This is a genomic window from Lactobacillus kullabergensis, assembly GCF_000967195.1.
GTDB classification, from domain to species: domain Bacteria; phylum Bacillota; class Bacilli; order Lactobacillales; family Lactobacillaceae; genus Lactobacillus; species Lactobacillus kullabergensis.
The window spans coordinates 966,138-983,651 of record NZ_KQ033871.1 but is presented as its reverse complement, the minus strand read 5'-3'; the positions used below and the strand labels follow the sequence as shown (position 1 = coordinate 983,651).

General features: G+C 35.4%; 12 protein-coding genes. 8 read left to right on the top strand and 4 right to left on the bottom strand.

The genetic code is table 11. The annotated features are described in order from the left end of the window. Positions 1 to 17: 17 nt before the first annotated feature. From fni to mvk, 4 genes are read right to left on the bottom strand one after another with little or no spacing between them, the layout of a single operon-like run. Entirely contained in the window at positions 18 to 1,034 is a 1,017-nt protein-coding gene (gene fni, locus JF76_RS05105) for a type 2 isopentenyl-diphosphate Delta-isomerase (RefSeq protein ID WP_045928094.1), read from the bottom strand. A 9-nt stretch (positions 1,035 to 1,043) separates the two neighbouring features. After that, positions 1,044 to 2,126, bottom strand: coding sequence for a phosphomevalonate kinase (locus tag JF76_RS05100; protein WP_045928093.1), 1,083 nt, complete (start codon positions 2,124 to 2,126; stop codon positions 1,044 to 1,046). Between the two features lie 36 nt (positions 2,127 to 2,162). Then, positions 2,163 to 3,122 (bottom strand): diphosphomevalonate decarboxylase, encoded by a 960-nt coding sequence (gene mvaD, locus JF76_RS05095; RefSeq protein ID WP_045928092.1) that lies wholly within the window; start codon positions 3,120 to 3,122, stop codon positions 2,163 to 2,165. A 5-nt stretch (positions 3,123 to 3,127) separates the two neighbouring features. Then, on the bottom strand, positions 3,128 to 4,036 hold the full coding sequence (mvk, locus tag JF76_RS05090; RefSeq protein WP_045928091.1) for a mevalonate kinase: 909 nt from the start codon (positions 4,034 to 4,036) through the stop codon (positions 3,128 to 3,130). A 75-nt stretch (positions 4,037 to 4,111) separates the two neighbouring features. Here mvk and JF76_RS05085 point away from each other — a divergent pair, with 75 nt between their 5' ends. The 8 genes from JF76_RS05085 (at position 4,112) to JF76_RS05050 (ending at position 17,498) form a co-directional block, all read left to right on the top strand. Next, positions 4,112 to 7,585 (top strand): PD-(D/E)XK nuclease family protein, encoded by a 3,474-nt coding sequence (locus JF76_RS05085; RefSeq protein WP_045928090.1) that lies wholly within the window; start codon positions 4,112 to 4,114, stop codon positions 7,583 to 7,585. A gap of 2 nt (positions 7,586 to 7,587) precedes the next feature. Further along, entirely contained in the window at positions 7,588 to 11,232 is a 3,645-nt protein-coding gene (addA, locus tag JF76_RS05080) for a helicase-exonuclease AddAB subunit AddA (RefSeq protein WP_045928089.1), read from the top strand. 22 nt (positions 11,233 to 11,254) lie between these two features. Beyond that, positions 11,255 to 14,044 carry a helicase C-terminal domain-containing protein gene (locus tag JF76_RS05075; RefSeq protein ID WP_045928088.1) on the top strand — a complete coding sequence of 930 codons (2,790 nt, stop codon included), beginning with the start codon at positions 11,255 to 11,257 and terminating at the stop codon, positions 14,042 to 14,044. Beyond that, entirely contained in the window at positions 14,031 to 14,513 is a 483-nt protein-coding gene (locus JF76_RS05070) for a hypothetical protein (RefSeq protein ID WP_045928087.1), read from the top strand. The genes JF76_RS05075 and JF76_RS05070 overlap by 14 nt, the downstream gene beginning before the upstream one ends. 67 nt (positions 14,514 to 14,580) lie before the next feature. Next, on the top strand, positions 14,581 to 15,879 hold the full coding sequence (gene asnS / locus JF76_RS05065; protein ID WP_045928086.1) for an asparagine--tRNA ligase: 1,299 nt from the start codon (positions 14,581 to 14,583) through the stop codon (positions 15,877 to 15,879). A 74-nt stretch (positions 15,880 to 15,953) separates the two neighbouring features. Beyond that, a complete protein-coding gene (locus JF76_RS05060; protein ID WP_045928085.1) occupies positions 15,954 to 16,595 on the top strand; it encodes a DnaD domain protein in 642 nt (213 codons plus the stop codon). After that, entirely contained in the window at positions 16,596 to 17,225 is a 630-nt protein-coding gene (gene nth / locus JF76_RS05055) for an endonuclease III (RefSeq protein ID WP_045928084.1), read from the top strand. It abuts the gene before it with no gap. Positions 17,226 to 17,288: 63 nt separating this feature from the next. After that, positions 17,289 to 17,498 carry a DUF3923 family protein gene (locus tag JF76_RS05050; RefSeq protein WP_045928083.1) on the top strand — a complete coding sequence of 70 codons (210 nt, stop codon included), beginning with the start codon at positions 17,289 to 17,291 and terminating at the stop codon, positions 17,496 to 17,498. Positions 17,499 to 17,514: the final 16 nt, after the last annotated feature.

The following is a 17,514-nucleotide window of genomic DNA, read 5'->3' as shown; positions in this document are numbered from 1 at the left end:
TCCGTACTCATTTTTATTTATAATAACTGATCGATAATAGTTTTTAGTGAAAAGTCATAATATTTATCAATCTTGGTTAGACCAGAGAGATCGTTTTGACCGTAAATTGCAAGAAGACAGGCAAGTTCATATTGCCATTCTTTAATAAGGTTTTGCAGGTAATCTGCATCATGCTTAATTAATGCCTGTAAAAACACATTAGAAATGCCGACAAATTTTCCACCTAAGCAAAGCCCCTTAAAAACATCTAACGGGCTACGTACACCACCGGAAACAGTAAATTCAACTTGCTCTTTGGCTGCCATTAAACTCGAAATAACGGTAGGTAAGCCAATATTATTTAAATAAGAAACATTATTAGTATTACGTGCATTTTCTATCTGAGCGAAATTGGTTCCGCCACTTCCTGCAACGTCATAAAATCTAAAGCCTTCTTTTTTTAAGGAACGAATTGTTTCTCTGTCTAACCCAAAACCAACTTCTTTTATAATAATTGGAACTGTTACTTTCTGTCGCAATTCTTTTAAGTTATCAAGCCAATAAAAATCTCGATCTCCTTCAGGCATTGCTATTTCCTGTACCACATTTAGGTGTATTTGCAGAGCATCAGCTTTTAGCTCTGTCACAATCTTTTCAGCTTGTTCGGCTGAAGTCTTTGCATTAACATTTGCTATTAAAGCGCCATCAGGATCTTGCTGTCTTGCAATCAAAAAGCTATCTAGTAAATCAGGTTCTTTAGTTAAAATACTGGCAGAACCTAATGCTAAAGCAATATTTGTTTTTTTGGCTATTCGACCTAATTCTTTATTAATCAGATATGATCTGCGAGATCCACCAGTCATAGCATTAATGAAAAAGGGGGCCGCAATCTTTTTACCAAACATTGTAGTTTGTATGGTTCGGAGATCAACTTTAGTTTCTGGTAATGCAGGGCGTACTAAGTGCATTTTATCAAAACTATTTGGTTTTTCATTTTGATAAAATTTTTGTGCCAAATCCAAATGCTCTTCTTTACGATTAGATCTAATTGACATAATTTTCCCCTAATCAACAACCCGAATTTGGTGTACACGAAAGTCCAAAGGCATTATACCGTTTTGCCGCCATTTATCTTCAAGAAAAGCAGTATCAGTATTCCTGTCTGCAATTACTATGCCACAATCTCCGTTGCCAGCACCTGAAGTTTTAGCTGCACCACCAAATGATTCTGCAATGTTAATTAGTTTAGAAAGACGCGGTATCTCAATAGCAATTTGATTTATTTGCGCAAAATGCTGCAGAAGCTTACGGTTAACGCGAATTTGTTTTTTGATTAACTGAATATCATTATGCTCAAATCCGGCAATCATTTTGAGAACACATTTACGCGAAAGCCTGATAAATTCCTGGTATTGACCATTTAAAGCGGCTTTATTGGCATTAGTTTCATCAACTAGTCTTGAGGTGGATGCAGGTTTTTGACTCCAACCAATCATTAATTTAAGACCAGCAGGAGGGGTCAAAAGCTGAATTTTCAATCCAGGCCAAGCCTCATTCAGTACTTCAGATAAAGATTTGTGTGCTAATTCATCAGCAAGCCATTGCTTATCAAAAGTTTGAAAAGCAATCCAGCCACCATAAACACTGGCAGCAATATCACCCGCTGAGCCATTACCTTGCACAGAATAATGCGAAATGGCCGACAGTTTATAAACTAATTCATTACTGAAAGGCACATTATAAAAACGCAGTATTGCTTTAACTGTCGCTACAGTTACAGCAGCACTTGAACCTAAACCATACTTTTTGCCATCAGAAGAATCTAGATCAGAATTAACATATAAATCATATACTTTCATCTTGACTTTTTGCTCTAAACAAAAACGTTCCGTGTAAGAAATGGCGGCCAAAATATATTCAAAAGGATTATCACGGTTGTCGATTACCATTTTGGCTCCCCGTCTGACCCAGTGAATCGAACTTTGAGAATATTGTTTAGAATGGATTAATCCAGTTCCTGATTTTGACTTAATAATTGAAACACGGATAAACTGGTTAACTGCGACTAAGATAGCGGGACAATCCTGTTCCAGTACCGCGTATTCGCCAGCAATGTATAATTTTCCGGGTGCTTGTTCTGTTATCAAAAGAATTTAATCTCCTAATCAATTAATTTATATTAATTAGTTCAGACATGAAATACCTGGACCAAAACTTGCATTTATTATGTTAACATTATCAAATTCGGATACAAACCTATTAGTAATATCTTTTACATTTTTTAATTGACTTAAGATTTTTATATTAGGTCCGGCATCTATTGTGAAGTAACATTCTATACCCTGGCTACGCAAATCAGCTATAAGTTTGATTGCTTTAATAGTTGCAGGTTCAAAATATGTAAAACCTGGTTGAGCAGTTAAATTGACTGCATGCATCTCACAAGCATTCAATTCTGCCAAACTGCCAATAGTTGAAAAATCATTTGCTTTAATAGCGCTAATCATTTGTTTTAATTCTGTTTGATTACGCGCAATCCAAGGCATAAAAAAGGGCGATGTTTGGGCCTGTTTCATCCCTTGAGTGGAAGACAAATCTTTTTGCTGGTTATTCAATTCAACCACAAGCAATCGCAAATCTATGTCAGGCTTTTCATCTAAAGCATAGGCATAAGATGATTCATCATCGTGTCCTTTTCGCCAAATAGCAAAACCACCATAAATTGACCTGCTGGCTGATCCTGAACCTAAACGAGCCAAACGGGAAAGTTCAACAGAGGACAAATTAAAACCATAATGTAGGCAAAAAGCTCCTGCTAAAGCCGCAAAAGCTGAACTAGAAGAAGCTAATCCTGCAGCTGTTGGAACATGATTATATGATTCAACTTTTAATTTGCCGGTCACAGCAAATTTTTTTTGCAGTAATTTTAAAAAAGAAAAAACACGGCTGCTGCTTTGTCCATTTTGTTTGACACCATTTAACCAAAATTGATTTTCTAAACTATCTGAAATCTTGGTGTCAGTATAAAATTTATCAAGTGTCATTGACAAGCTAGACATCAAAGGTAAACGTAAACCTGAATCTGCTTTGCCCCAATATTTGATCAACGCAATATTTGTATGGGCACGAACTGTTTTTTCCATAAAAATTATATTTCCTCAATCCAACTATTCGTAGCTATTTTTTGACATTTATCTGCTATTTTGACAGCATCTTCATGATTTTGACACAAGGCAATTACAATTCCACCGAGTCCGCTACCAGATAATTTAAAACCTAATGCACCATTTGCAAGAGCAATTTTTTGCAAATGATCAATTTTTGCGGTTGAAAGGCTAAATGAATGGAGTATCTCTTGCGCCCGATTAAAATATGAACCTACCTTTTCAGCGTCTTTTTTTAACCATGCTGCTTTAGTTTCATCAGCCAGTTTGCCTAATTCCTTGATATTTTCTTTTACAACGGGAACATTTACTATCAAATCCTGAACTTGACTAACTGCTTTTTTAGTACTTCCTAATTCACCAGTATCCATTATAAGCAAAGTTGCGTCTAGTTTAGCTTTTAGCGACTTCGGGCCATCTTTTTGATTAAAAAAAACCAGATAATCTGAATTAACAGTTGCAGCATCAAGACCTGATGCTTTACCGTGATTAATCATTTCAGCATGGTTAGTAATTTCCATTATTTCTTTTTCAGTTAATTTAAGTTTGAAGTAAGCATTCATTGCTCTGGTTGTAGAAAGAGCAACTGTTGCGCTTGAACCTAAACCACGTTCTATTGGAATCTCTCCTGTATAAGTTATTTTCAGAGTTTCTTTACTGGCAGCTTTTGTCAGCATCGTTTTAACAACATATTTTAGTCCATCATATTCAGATGGAGACATAAAAAAAGGCCCTTGATAATGAGCCGTATCCATCCACATTTGCTCTGCCGGTTCAACAGTCGTTTTAATATGCAATGATTTGATTGGCAATGCTAACGCATCATAGCCATAAACTACTGAATGTTCACCGATAAGAATAACTTTTCCGTGTGCTAAAAAACTTGATTTCATTTTATTTAAGATCCTTATTGTTTGTAAAAAAATTTGGTTCCTATGCTAAAATAATGACAAAGGAGAAGAGAACAGATGATCAAAATTCTAGTCGGTCGGCAAACCGATCCCATGCAGGAAAAAATTTTACAGGAAGCAGTACAAAATTATCAGCACTTTCCTGATCATAAAACTTTTGTCATCGTTCCCAACCACATTAAGTTTACCACAGAAGTCAGAGCAATAAATAGGTTGGCTACCAGTCAAAACCGTACTGAGCAATCTGTCAAAAACCTGCAAGTTTTATCATTTTCACGTTTGGCCTGGTTTTTCTTAAAAGATGCAAAAAAGGGCTTGCCAACTGAACTTGATAATGCTGCTGCAGCAATGCTTCTTGCAAAAATTGTTGATCAAAAGAAAGATCAGCTGCACCTTTTTCAGACTACTAACTTGAATCCGGGTTTAATAAAGCAATTATATGATACAATTCTGCAAATCCGCGAAGGCAATTTGAATCTTGATGATATCGATCAAGATGCTCTTGAGCTTGAAACCAAAAATAAGATCTCTGATCTTAAAATTATTTATTCAGCATTCATTGAAGCCATCACAGGTAAATTTTCTACCTCAAACGAGATACAGCTGCAGTTAAATGAATATTTAGCTACACAAAAAAATTTAGATCAAGCAGACTTTTACTTTAGCGATTTTTCTCATTTTTCTCTTCAGGAATGTCTAACCGTCAAATTATTGATGACCAAAGCCCATAGCGTCACATTGGCTTTTAAAACGCAACTGGGTGAGATTAATCCAAAAGCTGAACCAGGAGATTACGATTATGTCATTCAAACTACTATCAATAAACTATTACAATATATTAAATCTCATAATTTGCCACATCAAATATTAACTACAAACATTAATCCCAGACCAACTAAAAGAGAGTTGCTCAATGAATTTTGGACTGGAGACGTAAGCAACATTGGTGATCTTAATCAAGTCCAACTCGTGCGTGCAGATAACAGATATGCAGAGGCATATTACGTAGCTCACACCATTTACCAGCAGGTTGCATTAAGACACTACCGCTACCGCGATTTTTTAGTTCTGGCACCGAATCTGCATGAATACGAGACATATTTAACCCCAATCTTAAGACAGAATCAAATTCCTTTCTTTAATGATTTACAACAAGAAATGAAGTACCATCCTTTAGTGGTCTTAATTGAAAACATCGCTCAGTTATTGTCAAGGTCTTTTCAGACCCAAAATTTGCTGGCCATAATGAAAACCCGTTTAATAATACCCGACTGGTATCAAGACGAAACTGCTTATGTATATGATGTTGACCAATTGGAAAATTTTGTTCTCGCTCATGGCATAAACCATAATTTATGGCAGAGAAACTTTGCGGATTATATGGCAGCCGAAGTCATAGGATTAGACAAAATTCCCGAAGAAGTAAATAAAATAGAAAAATTAAAAGAATATTTTATCAAACAAATTACGCAGCTTTTTAACAGTTTAAAAGAAGAAAAGGATAGCCAAAAAGCTATTACAATATTTTTTAATTTTTTAACTATCAATGGAGTCAATGAAGTTTTAGAAAAATGGCGGGCTGATGCCCAAGAAAGCGGAGCTTTACAAGAAGCTAGGCAGTCAGAACAGGTTTGGGATCTTTTGATCAATCTGCTACATGATTATCTATTAATTAACCCTGATAATTTTGATCTAAGAGGCTTTTTTGCAGTACTGATTAACGGCTTTAAGGAAGCTACATTTTCTCAAATTCCAGCTACTCTGGACGCTGTAAATTTATCCGAAATGGGTATTGTTCAAGTTAGTGGCTACAAACAGGTTTTTATTATGGGAGCAACAGTAAACGGCTTACCACAAATGCAGAATACCCCAGGCTTTTTAAGTACAGAAAATCTTGCTGAATTAAAAAAAGATTTTGGCGAAGACTCTTATATTGAAGATAGGCAGCAGCTAAGTAACTGGGATCAAAACTACCAATTTGGTAATTGTTTGGCTTTAGCACAGGACAAAGTTTATTTGTCGTATTGTTTAGCGACTGATGAGGGTAGTACAGTACAGCCTTCAATTTATTATGAAAGGTTTAAAACTGCGGGTGCACCAGAATTTTCGCAACACAATTTACCTGAAGAACTTAGTCAGTTATTATCTTTTATAACCAATCCACAGGCAAGTTTAGGATATCTAAGCTATCTTAATCGGGCGGAAAATAATATTGATGTTAAAGAATTGTTAAAGCTAACGGCTGAGCTTTTACCGCAAAAAACAGCTAAAGTTATAGTAGGAAGCAATTTTATAAACGAACCACAAAATATCGGTCCTGACCTGGCACAAAAATTATACGGTTCAAACCTCAATTCTTCTGTTTCTCAGCTGGAAACTTTTTATGAAAATTCATACGAATATTTTTTGACATATGGTTTACACCTTCATAAAAGATTTGAAAATGAATTGGATGCTATACAAGCTGGCAATTATTTCCACGAAACTTTTGATCGCTTAGTTAAGGAGCTAAACGAACGCTCACTCGATTTAAAAGAAATTGATGACGAAACACTTAATCAGTTACTTACAATTGCACGTACAAAAATGAAAAATGAGGCCAGATATCAGCAATTATTAAATGACCCATTTAATGAGTTTTTATTTAAGTGTCTTGATAAAACTACCAGTAAAGTAGCAAGTAACTGGCATCATGCAGTTGCAAAAACTCCATTGCGTGCTAAATATTCAGAGTTAAGTTTTGGAAAGGGTGAACAGGTGCAAGGACTTAACTTTAAAGTGCCTGGTATAGAAGGTAATCATTACGTTAATTTAAGGGGAAAAATAGATCGGGTTGATTTGGCTCAGGTTCCTGATCAAAACGGATTTATTGCTCAAGTAATTGATTATAAGTCCTCCGCTAAAAAATTTGATCTGGGATTATTTTACCAGGGTATTTCTTTACAAATGGTTTCATATCTAGATGTGTTGATGCAAAACCACAAATTCTTTGCTGGTTCTGACCCACTCTCACTTTTAGGTGCTTTTTACCAAACGGTTACCAGACAAACTGAAAGGCTAAATAGCAATAAGTTGTATGACAATAATTTGCAGATCAGAGATGCCAACTTAGACGGTCAAATTAAACTTAAATATACTGGTTTAATTAATGATGACCAGCTATTAATGCTCGCGGCTGAGCCTGACTTAAATAAACCACGCAGTACTTCTTCCATTTATGCCGGAGTCAGTTCTACAAAAGATGGAACTTTAAAGTTTGGTGGCAGTTATTTCAATAGTGATGAACTTGAATTATTGCTGAAATACGACGAAGAGCTTATTAAAGATGCCTCTAGTCAAATTTTAGCAGGAAAAATAAAGCTGAATCCCTATAAATATGGGAATGGAAATAATGCATTAACTTATTCAGACTTTCGTGATATCTTCTTTTTTGACGCCATGTTGAAAGAAAATAAATATCATCAAGTAGGAAGCCTGAAAAGGGATGAACTACTGGAAAAGATTAAAAAACGGCTAAAGGAAGGAAATTAAAAATGGTTCAAGAAAAAGGAAAAACCTCATTTACAGCCGTTCAAGAGAAAGCTATTAATGATCATGGCCGCGACATACTAGTATCGGCTTCGGCAGGTAGTGGCAAAACCACCGTTCTTGTACAGCGCTTAATGAAAGAAATTCTTTCTGGTGTCAGTGTTGATCAACTGTTAGTAGTTACATTTACAAAAGCAGCTGCAGCTGAAATGAAAAAACGGATTAAAGAAGTATTATCAAATGAAATGCAGAAGTCTTCAAAAAAATCATATCTGAGACAACAGTTAAATTTAATTGATTCTGCTAATATTTCTACGATTGATGCCTTTTGTTTGGATGTAATCCATCGTTTTTATTATGTAATCGACATTGATCCCAGTTTCAGTATACTAACTGACGATTCTCAAGCGGAATTAATGCGTGAAAGAGCATTAAAAGAAGTTGAAGGAGAATTTTTAGAGAAAAAAGACAGGGACTTTATAGCTTTTTATGATAATTTTGCAGGTGACAGGGATGCTGCATCACCGCAAAATTTATTGTTAGACTTATATAATTACGCAATGGCTAAGCCTGATTATCGAGAATGGCTGCAAGGGCTAACCCAAAAATATCAAATGGAAGAAGTAATCAAATCTTCTTTGTGGCAGAAAGAAATTAAACCTTATTTAGTCAATCTTTTCCAAAATCTTGCTGATAAGTTAGAGCATTTTTGTCAAAGTACGGTAATGGAAACTAAGGATCTGCACAAAACAAAAGAAACTTTTGACCTGTTTGAAAAGTGTCTTAGCAGCTATTTGCATGATCTGGAAAATGATAGTCCATATGATGAGCAACGAGAAAGATTGCGTGCCTGTGTTTTCAAAAGCGGTATGCGCAGATCAAAAAATTGGGACGAAGATATTGTTGCTTTTTATGATGAGTGCTGTGATTTTAAAAAAGAAGCAAAGGAACAGATTTTAACTACTTTTGTTTCTTTTTATGCTACTGACGAAAAAGAGCAATTGTCTATGATGCAAAAAGGTCAGCAAATAATGGCTGCAATTGTGAAAGCAGAACTGGCACTGATTGACCGTTTTAATCAGTTAAAAAGAGCAGAAAACCTGCTTGATTTTAGTGACATGGAGCAATTAGCATACCAAATTCTCAGTCAAGACACTTCTGCATCCCAAATGGCACGAACCTTTTATCAAAACAAATATAATGAGATTTTGGTCGACGAGTATCAGGACATCAACCCGCTACAAGAAAATATTTTGCAATTAATTAAAAAAGATGGTCAAAACAATCTTTTTATGGTTGGTGACGTTAAACAATCAATTTATGGCTTTAGGCAAGCTGAACCAAGTTTATTTTTGCACAAATATCAAGAAGCAACCCTTAAAGAAAATCAAGCAAAAGAAGAAAGAATTTTATTGTCGGACAATTTCCGTTCTTCTAAGCCAGTTATTTCTATTGTTAATCAAGTGTTTAAAAATATTTTGACGGATGATTTTGGAGGTATTGATTATAACAATGAGAGTCAGCTGACTTATGGTGCCAAATATTATCCTTCAAACCTTCCTGATGCGACTGAAATACTAATTCATGAAAAAAATAGTGACCAAACTAACCCTCAAGAAGATGATCCTGACGATATTGACTCAGCTGAAATTGCTATGGTTATTAACCGTATTCAAAAATTCGCAGAGGAAAATTTGTTAATTTATGACAAAAATTCGCAAAATAGCAGTCATTTGAGACCTTTTAAGTACAGTGACATTGTTATTTTAACCAGAAGTCGCAGCAATAATCTTGAAATTATGCAAGAGTTTGCCAAAAATCATATTCCGATAATGGTTACCGATGCGAAAAATTATTTTCAAACTTTAGAATTAACTATAATCATGAACTACTTGAGGATCATTGACAATCCTGATCAGGACATTCCTCTTGTAGCTGTATTAAGGTCACCTCTTTTTAATTTTACAGAACCTGAACTCAGTACGATTAGAATTCATACGCAGAATGCCAGTTTTTACAACGCTTTAACTTCTTATGTTGCCGTGGGTGACGAACTTAGTCAAAAAGTAAAAGATTTTTTGAATCAGCTCGAAGAATTGCGTAAATTTGCTGCAACACATAGAATTTCAGAATTGATATGGAGCATCTATGAAAAAACCAGCCTGCTTGAAATTATGACTTCACTACCTAATGGCAAGCAGCGAAGGGTCAACTTAGAGGCTTTATATGAAAGAGCTGCTTCATATGAAAGCGCTGGTTTTAAGGGCCTGTATCAATTTATCAATTTTATCGAGCGAATGAGACGCAGCCAAAAAGACTTGGCGCAACCCCTTTTAACTAAAGAGGCCGGTAACTCCGTACGCTTAATGACTGTTCATAGTTCCAAGGGCCTGGAATTTCCGGTTGTTTTTTACTTAGGCTTGCAACACCAATTTCAAAAGCGGGATTTAAGCGGCAATTATATTATAAATTCTGGTTCTGTAGGTTTAACTATCAAACTAAAACATTATCGTGCTGATACCCTTGTTAAGGCTATTGCAAATATATCCAAGAAGAGACAACTCTTAGAAGAAGAAGCGCGCATTTTATATGTGGGGATGACCCGAGCAAAGCAAAAGTTAATTTTGGTAGCTGATTTAAAGAAATTGCCTGAGACAATTAAAAATTGGCAAAATGAGGCCGATCAAAATGGACGTCTTTCTCTAAACAGCAAGCTTAACGCTTCAAATCCGATGAGTTTGATTGGTCCATCAATCAAATGGGACAAGCTTTTAAGCCAAAAAATTAATGATATAAATTCAGCGTTGGAAACAAGTCAGGAATTGCTTTATATCCAATATCAAGGCGAAAAAGTTCATCTTCAAGAATATACTAGTCCAGAGGAGAACAAAACTGAGGACATTTCATCACTAGAAGGATATACAGAAAAACTGTTTAATTTTAGTTATCCTTTTCAAGATGCCAGTCAGACAACCGCTTATCAATCAGTATCTGAAATTAAAAAAGCGTTTAACGATCCTCTTGATACCGAACTGGAAAATGCGCACCTAATTTCTTCAACTAATCGTTACTTGCAGCCTATAGATACTAAACCTGATTTTCTGTTTAAAACACGGTTTACAGGAGCGGAGATTGGTACTGCAATGCACCTGATCCTGCAATACTACGATTATCATGGATCGGGAGCTATCAACCAGGTTAAAGAAGAAGTGCAGGAACTAGTTGAGCAAAATAAACTTAATAACAATATTGTTTCCAGTTTAGATTTAGAAAAAATAAATTGGTTTGTTCATAGCGATTTTGCAAAGAAATTTTGGCAAAAACCAGAAAACTTGCACCGTGAAATTGAATTTTCGAGTCTGTTGCCAGCCGATAGTCTATTTGATAATTTCAGTGATGCAGACGCAAAAATTTTAATTCATGGTACAATAGACGGTTATTTTACTGAAAAAGATGGCATAATATTATTTGATTATAAAACTGATCATATTGATCAAACTCATTTGGAATTAGCTATCAAAAACATAAAGCAAAAATATTTAGGTCAGCTGCGCCTTTATGAAAGAGCTCTTAATTCTTTTGCTGACAAAAAAGTTAAAGCTAAATACTTGGTTTTGTTAGATGCATGCAAAATAGTTGAATTAAATTAACAGAAAGGAGGGTAATTGCAAAATGAAATCATTCGAGCATACCGTTTTTGCTGTAGTGGATTTAGAAACTACGGGAACACAACGGGAAGAAAATAATCATATCATTCAGTTTGGCTGCGCTATTATTAAGAATATGAAAGTTGTCAAGACTTACTCTTTTATGATTAATCCTCACCGCGAAATTCCGATAGCGGTGCAAAATTTGACCCATATACACAACAAAGATGTGGCTCAAGAAAAAGATTTTGCTTATTATGCACCCAAGATTGTCAAAATCTTGAAAGATACTGTCTTTGTAGCTCATAACGTTAATTTTGACTTGCCATTTTTAAATTTTGAATTAGTGCAGCACGGCTATGAACCACTAACTAATCGTGCAATAGATACGGTAGAGCTGGCAAAAATTGCATTTCCTACTGAACCGTCATACAAGTTAAGCGATTTGACAACTCGCCTGCAAATAAGACATTTAAACCCTCATAAAGCAGATTCTGATGCTTATGGCACTGCTGTTTTATTAATAAAAATAATTGAACGGCTTGAAAAGCTGCCGCAAGCTACATTAAATACGCTCAGTTCTTTGGCTCACGGCTTGATTCGTGATACTTCCTGGATTTTTACTAGCATTGCTGATGACGCGCGCAAGGAAAAACGACCTTTACCGGCGCAATATCAGCAAGTACGGCAAATAATTTTACGAAAACAGGAAAAAGTAATTAATTCTGAGAATCAACAGTCAGGTCTTTTTCCTAAAAGTGACACGGACAAGAAGAGATTATTTAAAAATAAGATTAATTACCGCCAGCCTCAAGTAGACCTCATCAATCGCATTGAGCAATTTTTGAATGCTCCCAAGCAAAAAGCACTATTGATTGAAGCACCTAACGGCACTGGTAAAACCTTTTCCTACTTGTTTTCATATTCCTATCAATTATACACAAATAGAAAACTGGTAATTGCTACTCCTACCAAAGTATTACAAAGGCAAATAATAGAGCAGGAAATTCCGCAATTGCTGAATGTTACCAAGCTGGATTTGAAAGCTGAGGAAGTAAAGGCCAGCAGCCATTACCTTGATTTAGATGGTTTTTACCAAAGTTTGTATCAGGGAACGCCTAATAAGTTAACTTTAGTGTTGCAAATGCGCATTCTGGTTTGGTTAACTGAAACGCGGACGGGTGATCTAGATGAATTGCAGCTGACTAATTATCGGGCTCCCTTATTTGCTCAAATTGCTCACCCTGGAGATGCTCGTGTTGGCAGTATTTTTGCTGAAGTTGATTTCTGGAATTTGGCCAGACAAAGGCAAGAGCAGGCTGACATTTTAGTCACAAATCATGCCTATTTGGCTAATCATTATAATGATACAATTTGGGGGCAGAATCCCTACCTCGTTATTGATGAAGCTCATCGTTTTGTTGACAATGTGATTACTTCCAGGAATGACTCGTTTCAATTTGAATCATTATGGGGCCTTCTTAATCATCTGCGCAATTTGCTTTATTACGCTGATGACAGTATATTTAACCAGTATGGCAGTGACGTCCAGTTTAATTTTCTCTTAGAAAAGTTAGATCCAGCAATACTTGATCTGATCAAAGTTATTAATCATTTGCAGCGTTTGCTTTGTTCTAAGAAGAAGAAAGCAGTCAGCCAAAATAGCTTAGCCAATGGCAACTTGCTTCTCAGTTTTAGGGGCAAAGACCTATTTCCCAAGAACAGTCAATTTTTAACTAAACTAGCAGAATTGCAACGAAAATTAGAAGGAATCAGGCAAAATACAAATCAAATTTTATTTAAGCTTTACAATGAAACTGACAGTTCGAATATTGATAGGGATGCTATTTTAAGTGAAGTTTCTGATCAAATCGATCAACTCGATGACTATATTACCAAAAGCTACCAATTATCGGATTTACTTCACAAGAAAGCCTATGTGGATGCGGAAGGGTTTATCATTACCTTGACTAATCCGCAAGATCCTTTAAGTGCCAACTTAAGTTGGTTAATGCTTGACGCAACGCCTGAACTTCATAAAATATATGATCGCTTTGACCATATATCATTTGTTAGTGCTACTTTAACCAGTGGAAAAGGGTTTGATTTTATCATTAAACTTCTTGGCCTAACTGATTTAGCACCGCAAAAGTATATCGGAACCAGTACATTCAAGCTGGCAAAGCATCTTGAAGTTCTGTCTGTGACTGATTTTCCCGACATCAGTGATCCAAAATATGATAAAAGTCTAACCCAGATTTTGGAGAAAGATCTGATAAATAAAAAGCATGTTTTAGTTCTAATGACAAATCTCGAACAAATAAAAAATGTTTTTAGTGCTATTATAAATTCTCCCAGTTTACGTGATTATGAAATTTTGGCACAAGGTGTCTCTGGTTCAAATAACCGGATTATTAAAAGATTTGCAATTGCCAAACAAGCACTTATTTTAGGAGCAGATAGTTTTTGGGAAGGGATTGATTTTCATGAATGTGGCGTTGACTTGGTAATAGCAACTAAATTGCCTTTCGAATCACCGGATTTGCCGGAAGTTAAGTTGCGCCAAAGACAACTTGTTGACAGAGGTATAGATGTTTTCCACGCTGATACAATGCCGCGGGCAATTATTCGCTTTAAGCAGGGGATGGGCAGGCTAATTCGTGGAGAACAGGACAGGGGGCAGTTCCTAATACTGGATTCAAGAATCTGGTCAAAAGATTACGGTTCTGTTTTTCTGGCAGCAGTTCCAGTTAAAGTCAAAAAAACATCTTTAAGTAATTTACAGGAAAAGTTAACAAACTATGATACAAGATGATACAAAGCAAACATTTAAATTTTTAGCATGGGTATTTATAATTCTGATCTTTTTATACTTTGCCTTCATTGTTATTTTTTATAAAGCAGGTAATCCCGAACGTTCAGAAATCCGTGAGCTTAATAGAATAGCTGTCGAAAAAACACCTATCAAATATACGGAAAAAAATTATCATTTAAATCGTGGTGTTAATAGTTATGCACTTAAAGGCTTAACTAAAAACCATAGGACTTACTATTTTATCTATTTACCAGGCTCTAAAAAAGCATATCTTTATTCAGCAAATAAAGGTGTAAATGAAGGACTCATTCGCAACAAATATAGTGCAAAAGAGCCTAACGAAAGAATTACAGAAGTTAATCTAGGCTGGTATAAGAATAAACCTGTATGGGAAGTAAGTTCTAAAAATATAGTCGGTGAATATCATTATCAACTTTATAATTTTAAAAACGGAAAATTAATAGGTTGAGTCGCTAAAATGATCAAACTTTGGTATCATTAATTTGATTATGATAAGGAAAGTGGAATAAAAATTTATGACAGAATTAATTTCAATAGCAGATTGTCGCCAGCATGTTGACCAAGAGGTGCGAATGCACGTTTGGTTAACTGACAAACGTTCAAGCGGCAAAATAGTGTTTTTACAATTACGTGATGGTACAGCCTTTTTTCAAGGTGTAGTTCGTAAAAATGCGGTTTCTGATGAAGTGTTTGAAATAGCAAAATCTCTGCATCAAGAAGCCAGTTTTTATATTAAGGGAACTGTTCACCAAGACGAGCGTTCTCATTTTGGATATGAAATTCAAATTTCCGATTTAAAGCTGATTACAAACAATGAAGGCTATCCCATCGGCAACAAGGAACACGGGATTGAATTTTTGCTTGATCACAGACACTTATGGCTTAGAAGCAAACGTCCTTTTGCAATTATGCGTATTAGAAATACCATTTTCAAAGCTACGGTTGACTTTTTTGAAAATGAAGGCTTTGTGAAATTTGATGCTCCTATCTTTATGCATTCTGCTCCTGAAGGAACTACCGAGCTGTTTCACACTGAATACTTTGGTGGGGATGCCTACCTATCACAGTCTGGGCAATTATACGGTGAAGTAGGTGCTGAAGCATTCGGTAAAATTTTTACGTTCGGTCCAACCTTTAGAGCTGAAGAATCCAAAACTCGTCGTCATTTAACTGAATTTTGGATGATGGAGCCGGAAATGGCCTGGATGCATCAAGATGAATCTCTTGATTTGCAAGAACGCTTTTTGTCATATGTGACCGGACAGGTTCTTAAACATTGTCAATATGAATTAGAAATTTTAGGCCGTGATCCCAAAAAATTAGAGCCTGCGGCTCAAGGTAACTACACACGCTTGTCATACGATGATGCAGTAAAAATTTTGCAAGACGATGGCCGTGATTTCAAATGGGGCGATGATTTTGGTGCTCCTGACGAAGCTTTCATTTCTGAAAAATTTGATCGGCCATTTTTCATTGTTAATTACCCGACAACAATTAAACCATTTTACATGAAGAAAAATCCTGATAATCCTAAGGAATACCTATGTGCAGATGTTTTAGCACCAGAAGGTTATGGCGAAATCATGGGTGGTTCTGAACGTGAAAGTGATTATGAAACTTTGCTCAAGCAAATCCATGAGGCTGGTTTAAATGAGAATGATTACAGCTGGTATTTAGATTTACGCAGATACGGCAGCGTACCGCATTCTGGTTTTGGTATGGGATTTGAGCGTGTTATTGCTTGGATTTGCAAATTAGATCACGTCCGTGAAGCTATTCCATTCCCGAGAATGATTAATCGTCTAGAACCTTAAATTAAAGTTAATAGTATAGTTAAAAGTTGAACTAAAAAATATTTAGTTCAACTTTTTTAAAGGGAGAGATTAATATGCGCTATAATGATTACCGCTTCATGGGTTTCACTACTTTATCAAACGGGTTACTTGCTTATTATCCACAACTTAATATTGACGATGCAGAAATGATGGTCATTATCCAATTGGAAATGTTTGCCCAAAAAAACAATTTTTTTCCTACCAATGAACAGATTGCGGCTAATACTAATTTTTCTGTTACAGAAATCACTGCTTTAATTCAAAAATTAATTGAAAAAAATTTAATTGTAATTGACCAGATAACTGACAAGAGCGGCATGATTGGAAACAAATATAATCTTAATGAGTTATATGATAAACTGGACCAACTGTTGGAAAATAAAATTTCTTCTGCCAATAAAAAAATGCCTGCTAAAAAGGCAGAAACTGCTGTTGATAACACCCCGTTAAATCAATTAGTAAGGCAGTTTGAAATTGAATTTGGTCGTTATTTAAGTCCAATAGAACGAGAAGAAATTTCTGCCTGGCTCAATGTAGATCACTACGATCCAGCTATTATTAAGTTAGCTTTGCGCGAAGCTGTCTTATCTCAAGCATATAGCCTAAAATACGTTGACCGTATTTTGCTGAATTGGCAAAGACATAACTTAAAAACAAGTAGTGAAGTTCAAAAGTTTTTGAGGAGGAATCGCTAAATGAAAGCAGAAAAATTACTTAGTAAAAATGAAGCCAGAAAAGTGTTAGAGTGTATCAACCGCATGTATCCTGATGCCAAAAGTGAATTAGTTTGGGACAATAACTTTCATTTGTTATGTGCTGTCTTAATGAGTGCTCAAACAACAGACAAGATGGTAAATCGAGTAATGCCAAAATTTATGAAAGATTATCCTGAACCTAAGAATTTGGCCGTGGCAACAATTCCAGAAATAGAAAATCATATTTCCCAAATTGGGCTTTACCATTCAAAAGCTAAGCACTTAAAAGAAACAGCGGAAATTCTAGTTTCAAAATATGATGGTAAAATTCCACAAGAAAAAAATAAATTAATCTCTTTGCCGGGAGTCGGTGAAAAAACTGCTAATGTTGTTTTAGCAGAGGGATTTGGAATTCCTGCGATAGCAGTCGACACACATGTATCGCGAATTTCTAAACGATTTCATATAGTGCCTCAAAATGCCAAACCTCTTGAAGTAGAAAAAAGGTTAGAAGAAATCTTACCAAAAGACGAATGGATTCATACACATCACGCAATGATTTTATTTGGTCGCTATTCCATGACAGCGCGTGATAAAAATGATCCCTACAGTTATTTAAAAGAAAAATAGTGCTTAAAAAATAAATGTTTAGTATAATTCCTTTATCAAAATAATATTAAAGGAGACTATACTATGAGTGGTTGGCAAACGACTAATTTTATTTTAGCAATTTTATTTGTAGGTTTTGCTTTATTCTTATGGCTTCGTCCCTATGATGGAACTGGCATTTCTAATACTATGTATGTAAAATTGACTTCCTTAGCTGTTTTAGCAATATTTTTTGCCGTCATTTTTTCAATAGAATTCATTTTTTACCTTATACTGAAAAACAATAGAAAATAAAAACGTCGAAAGATTT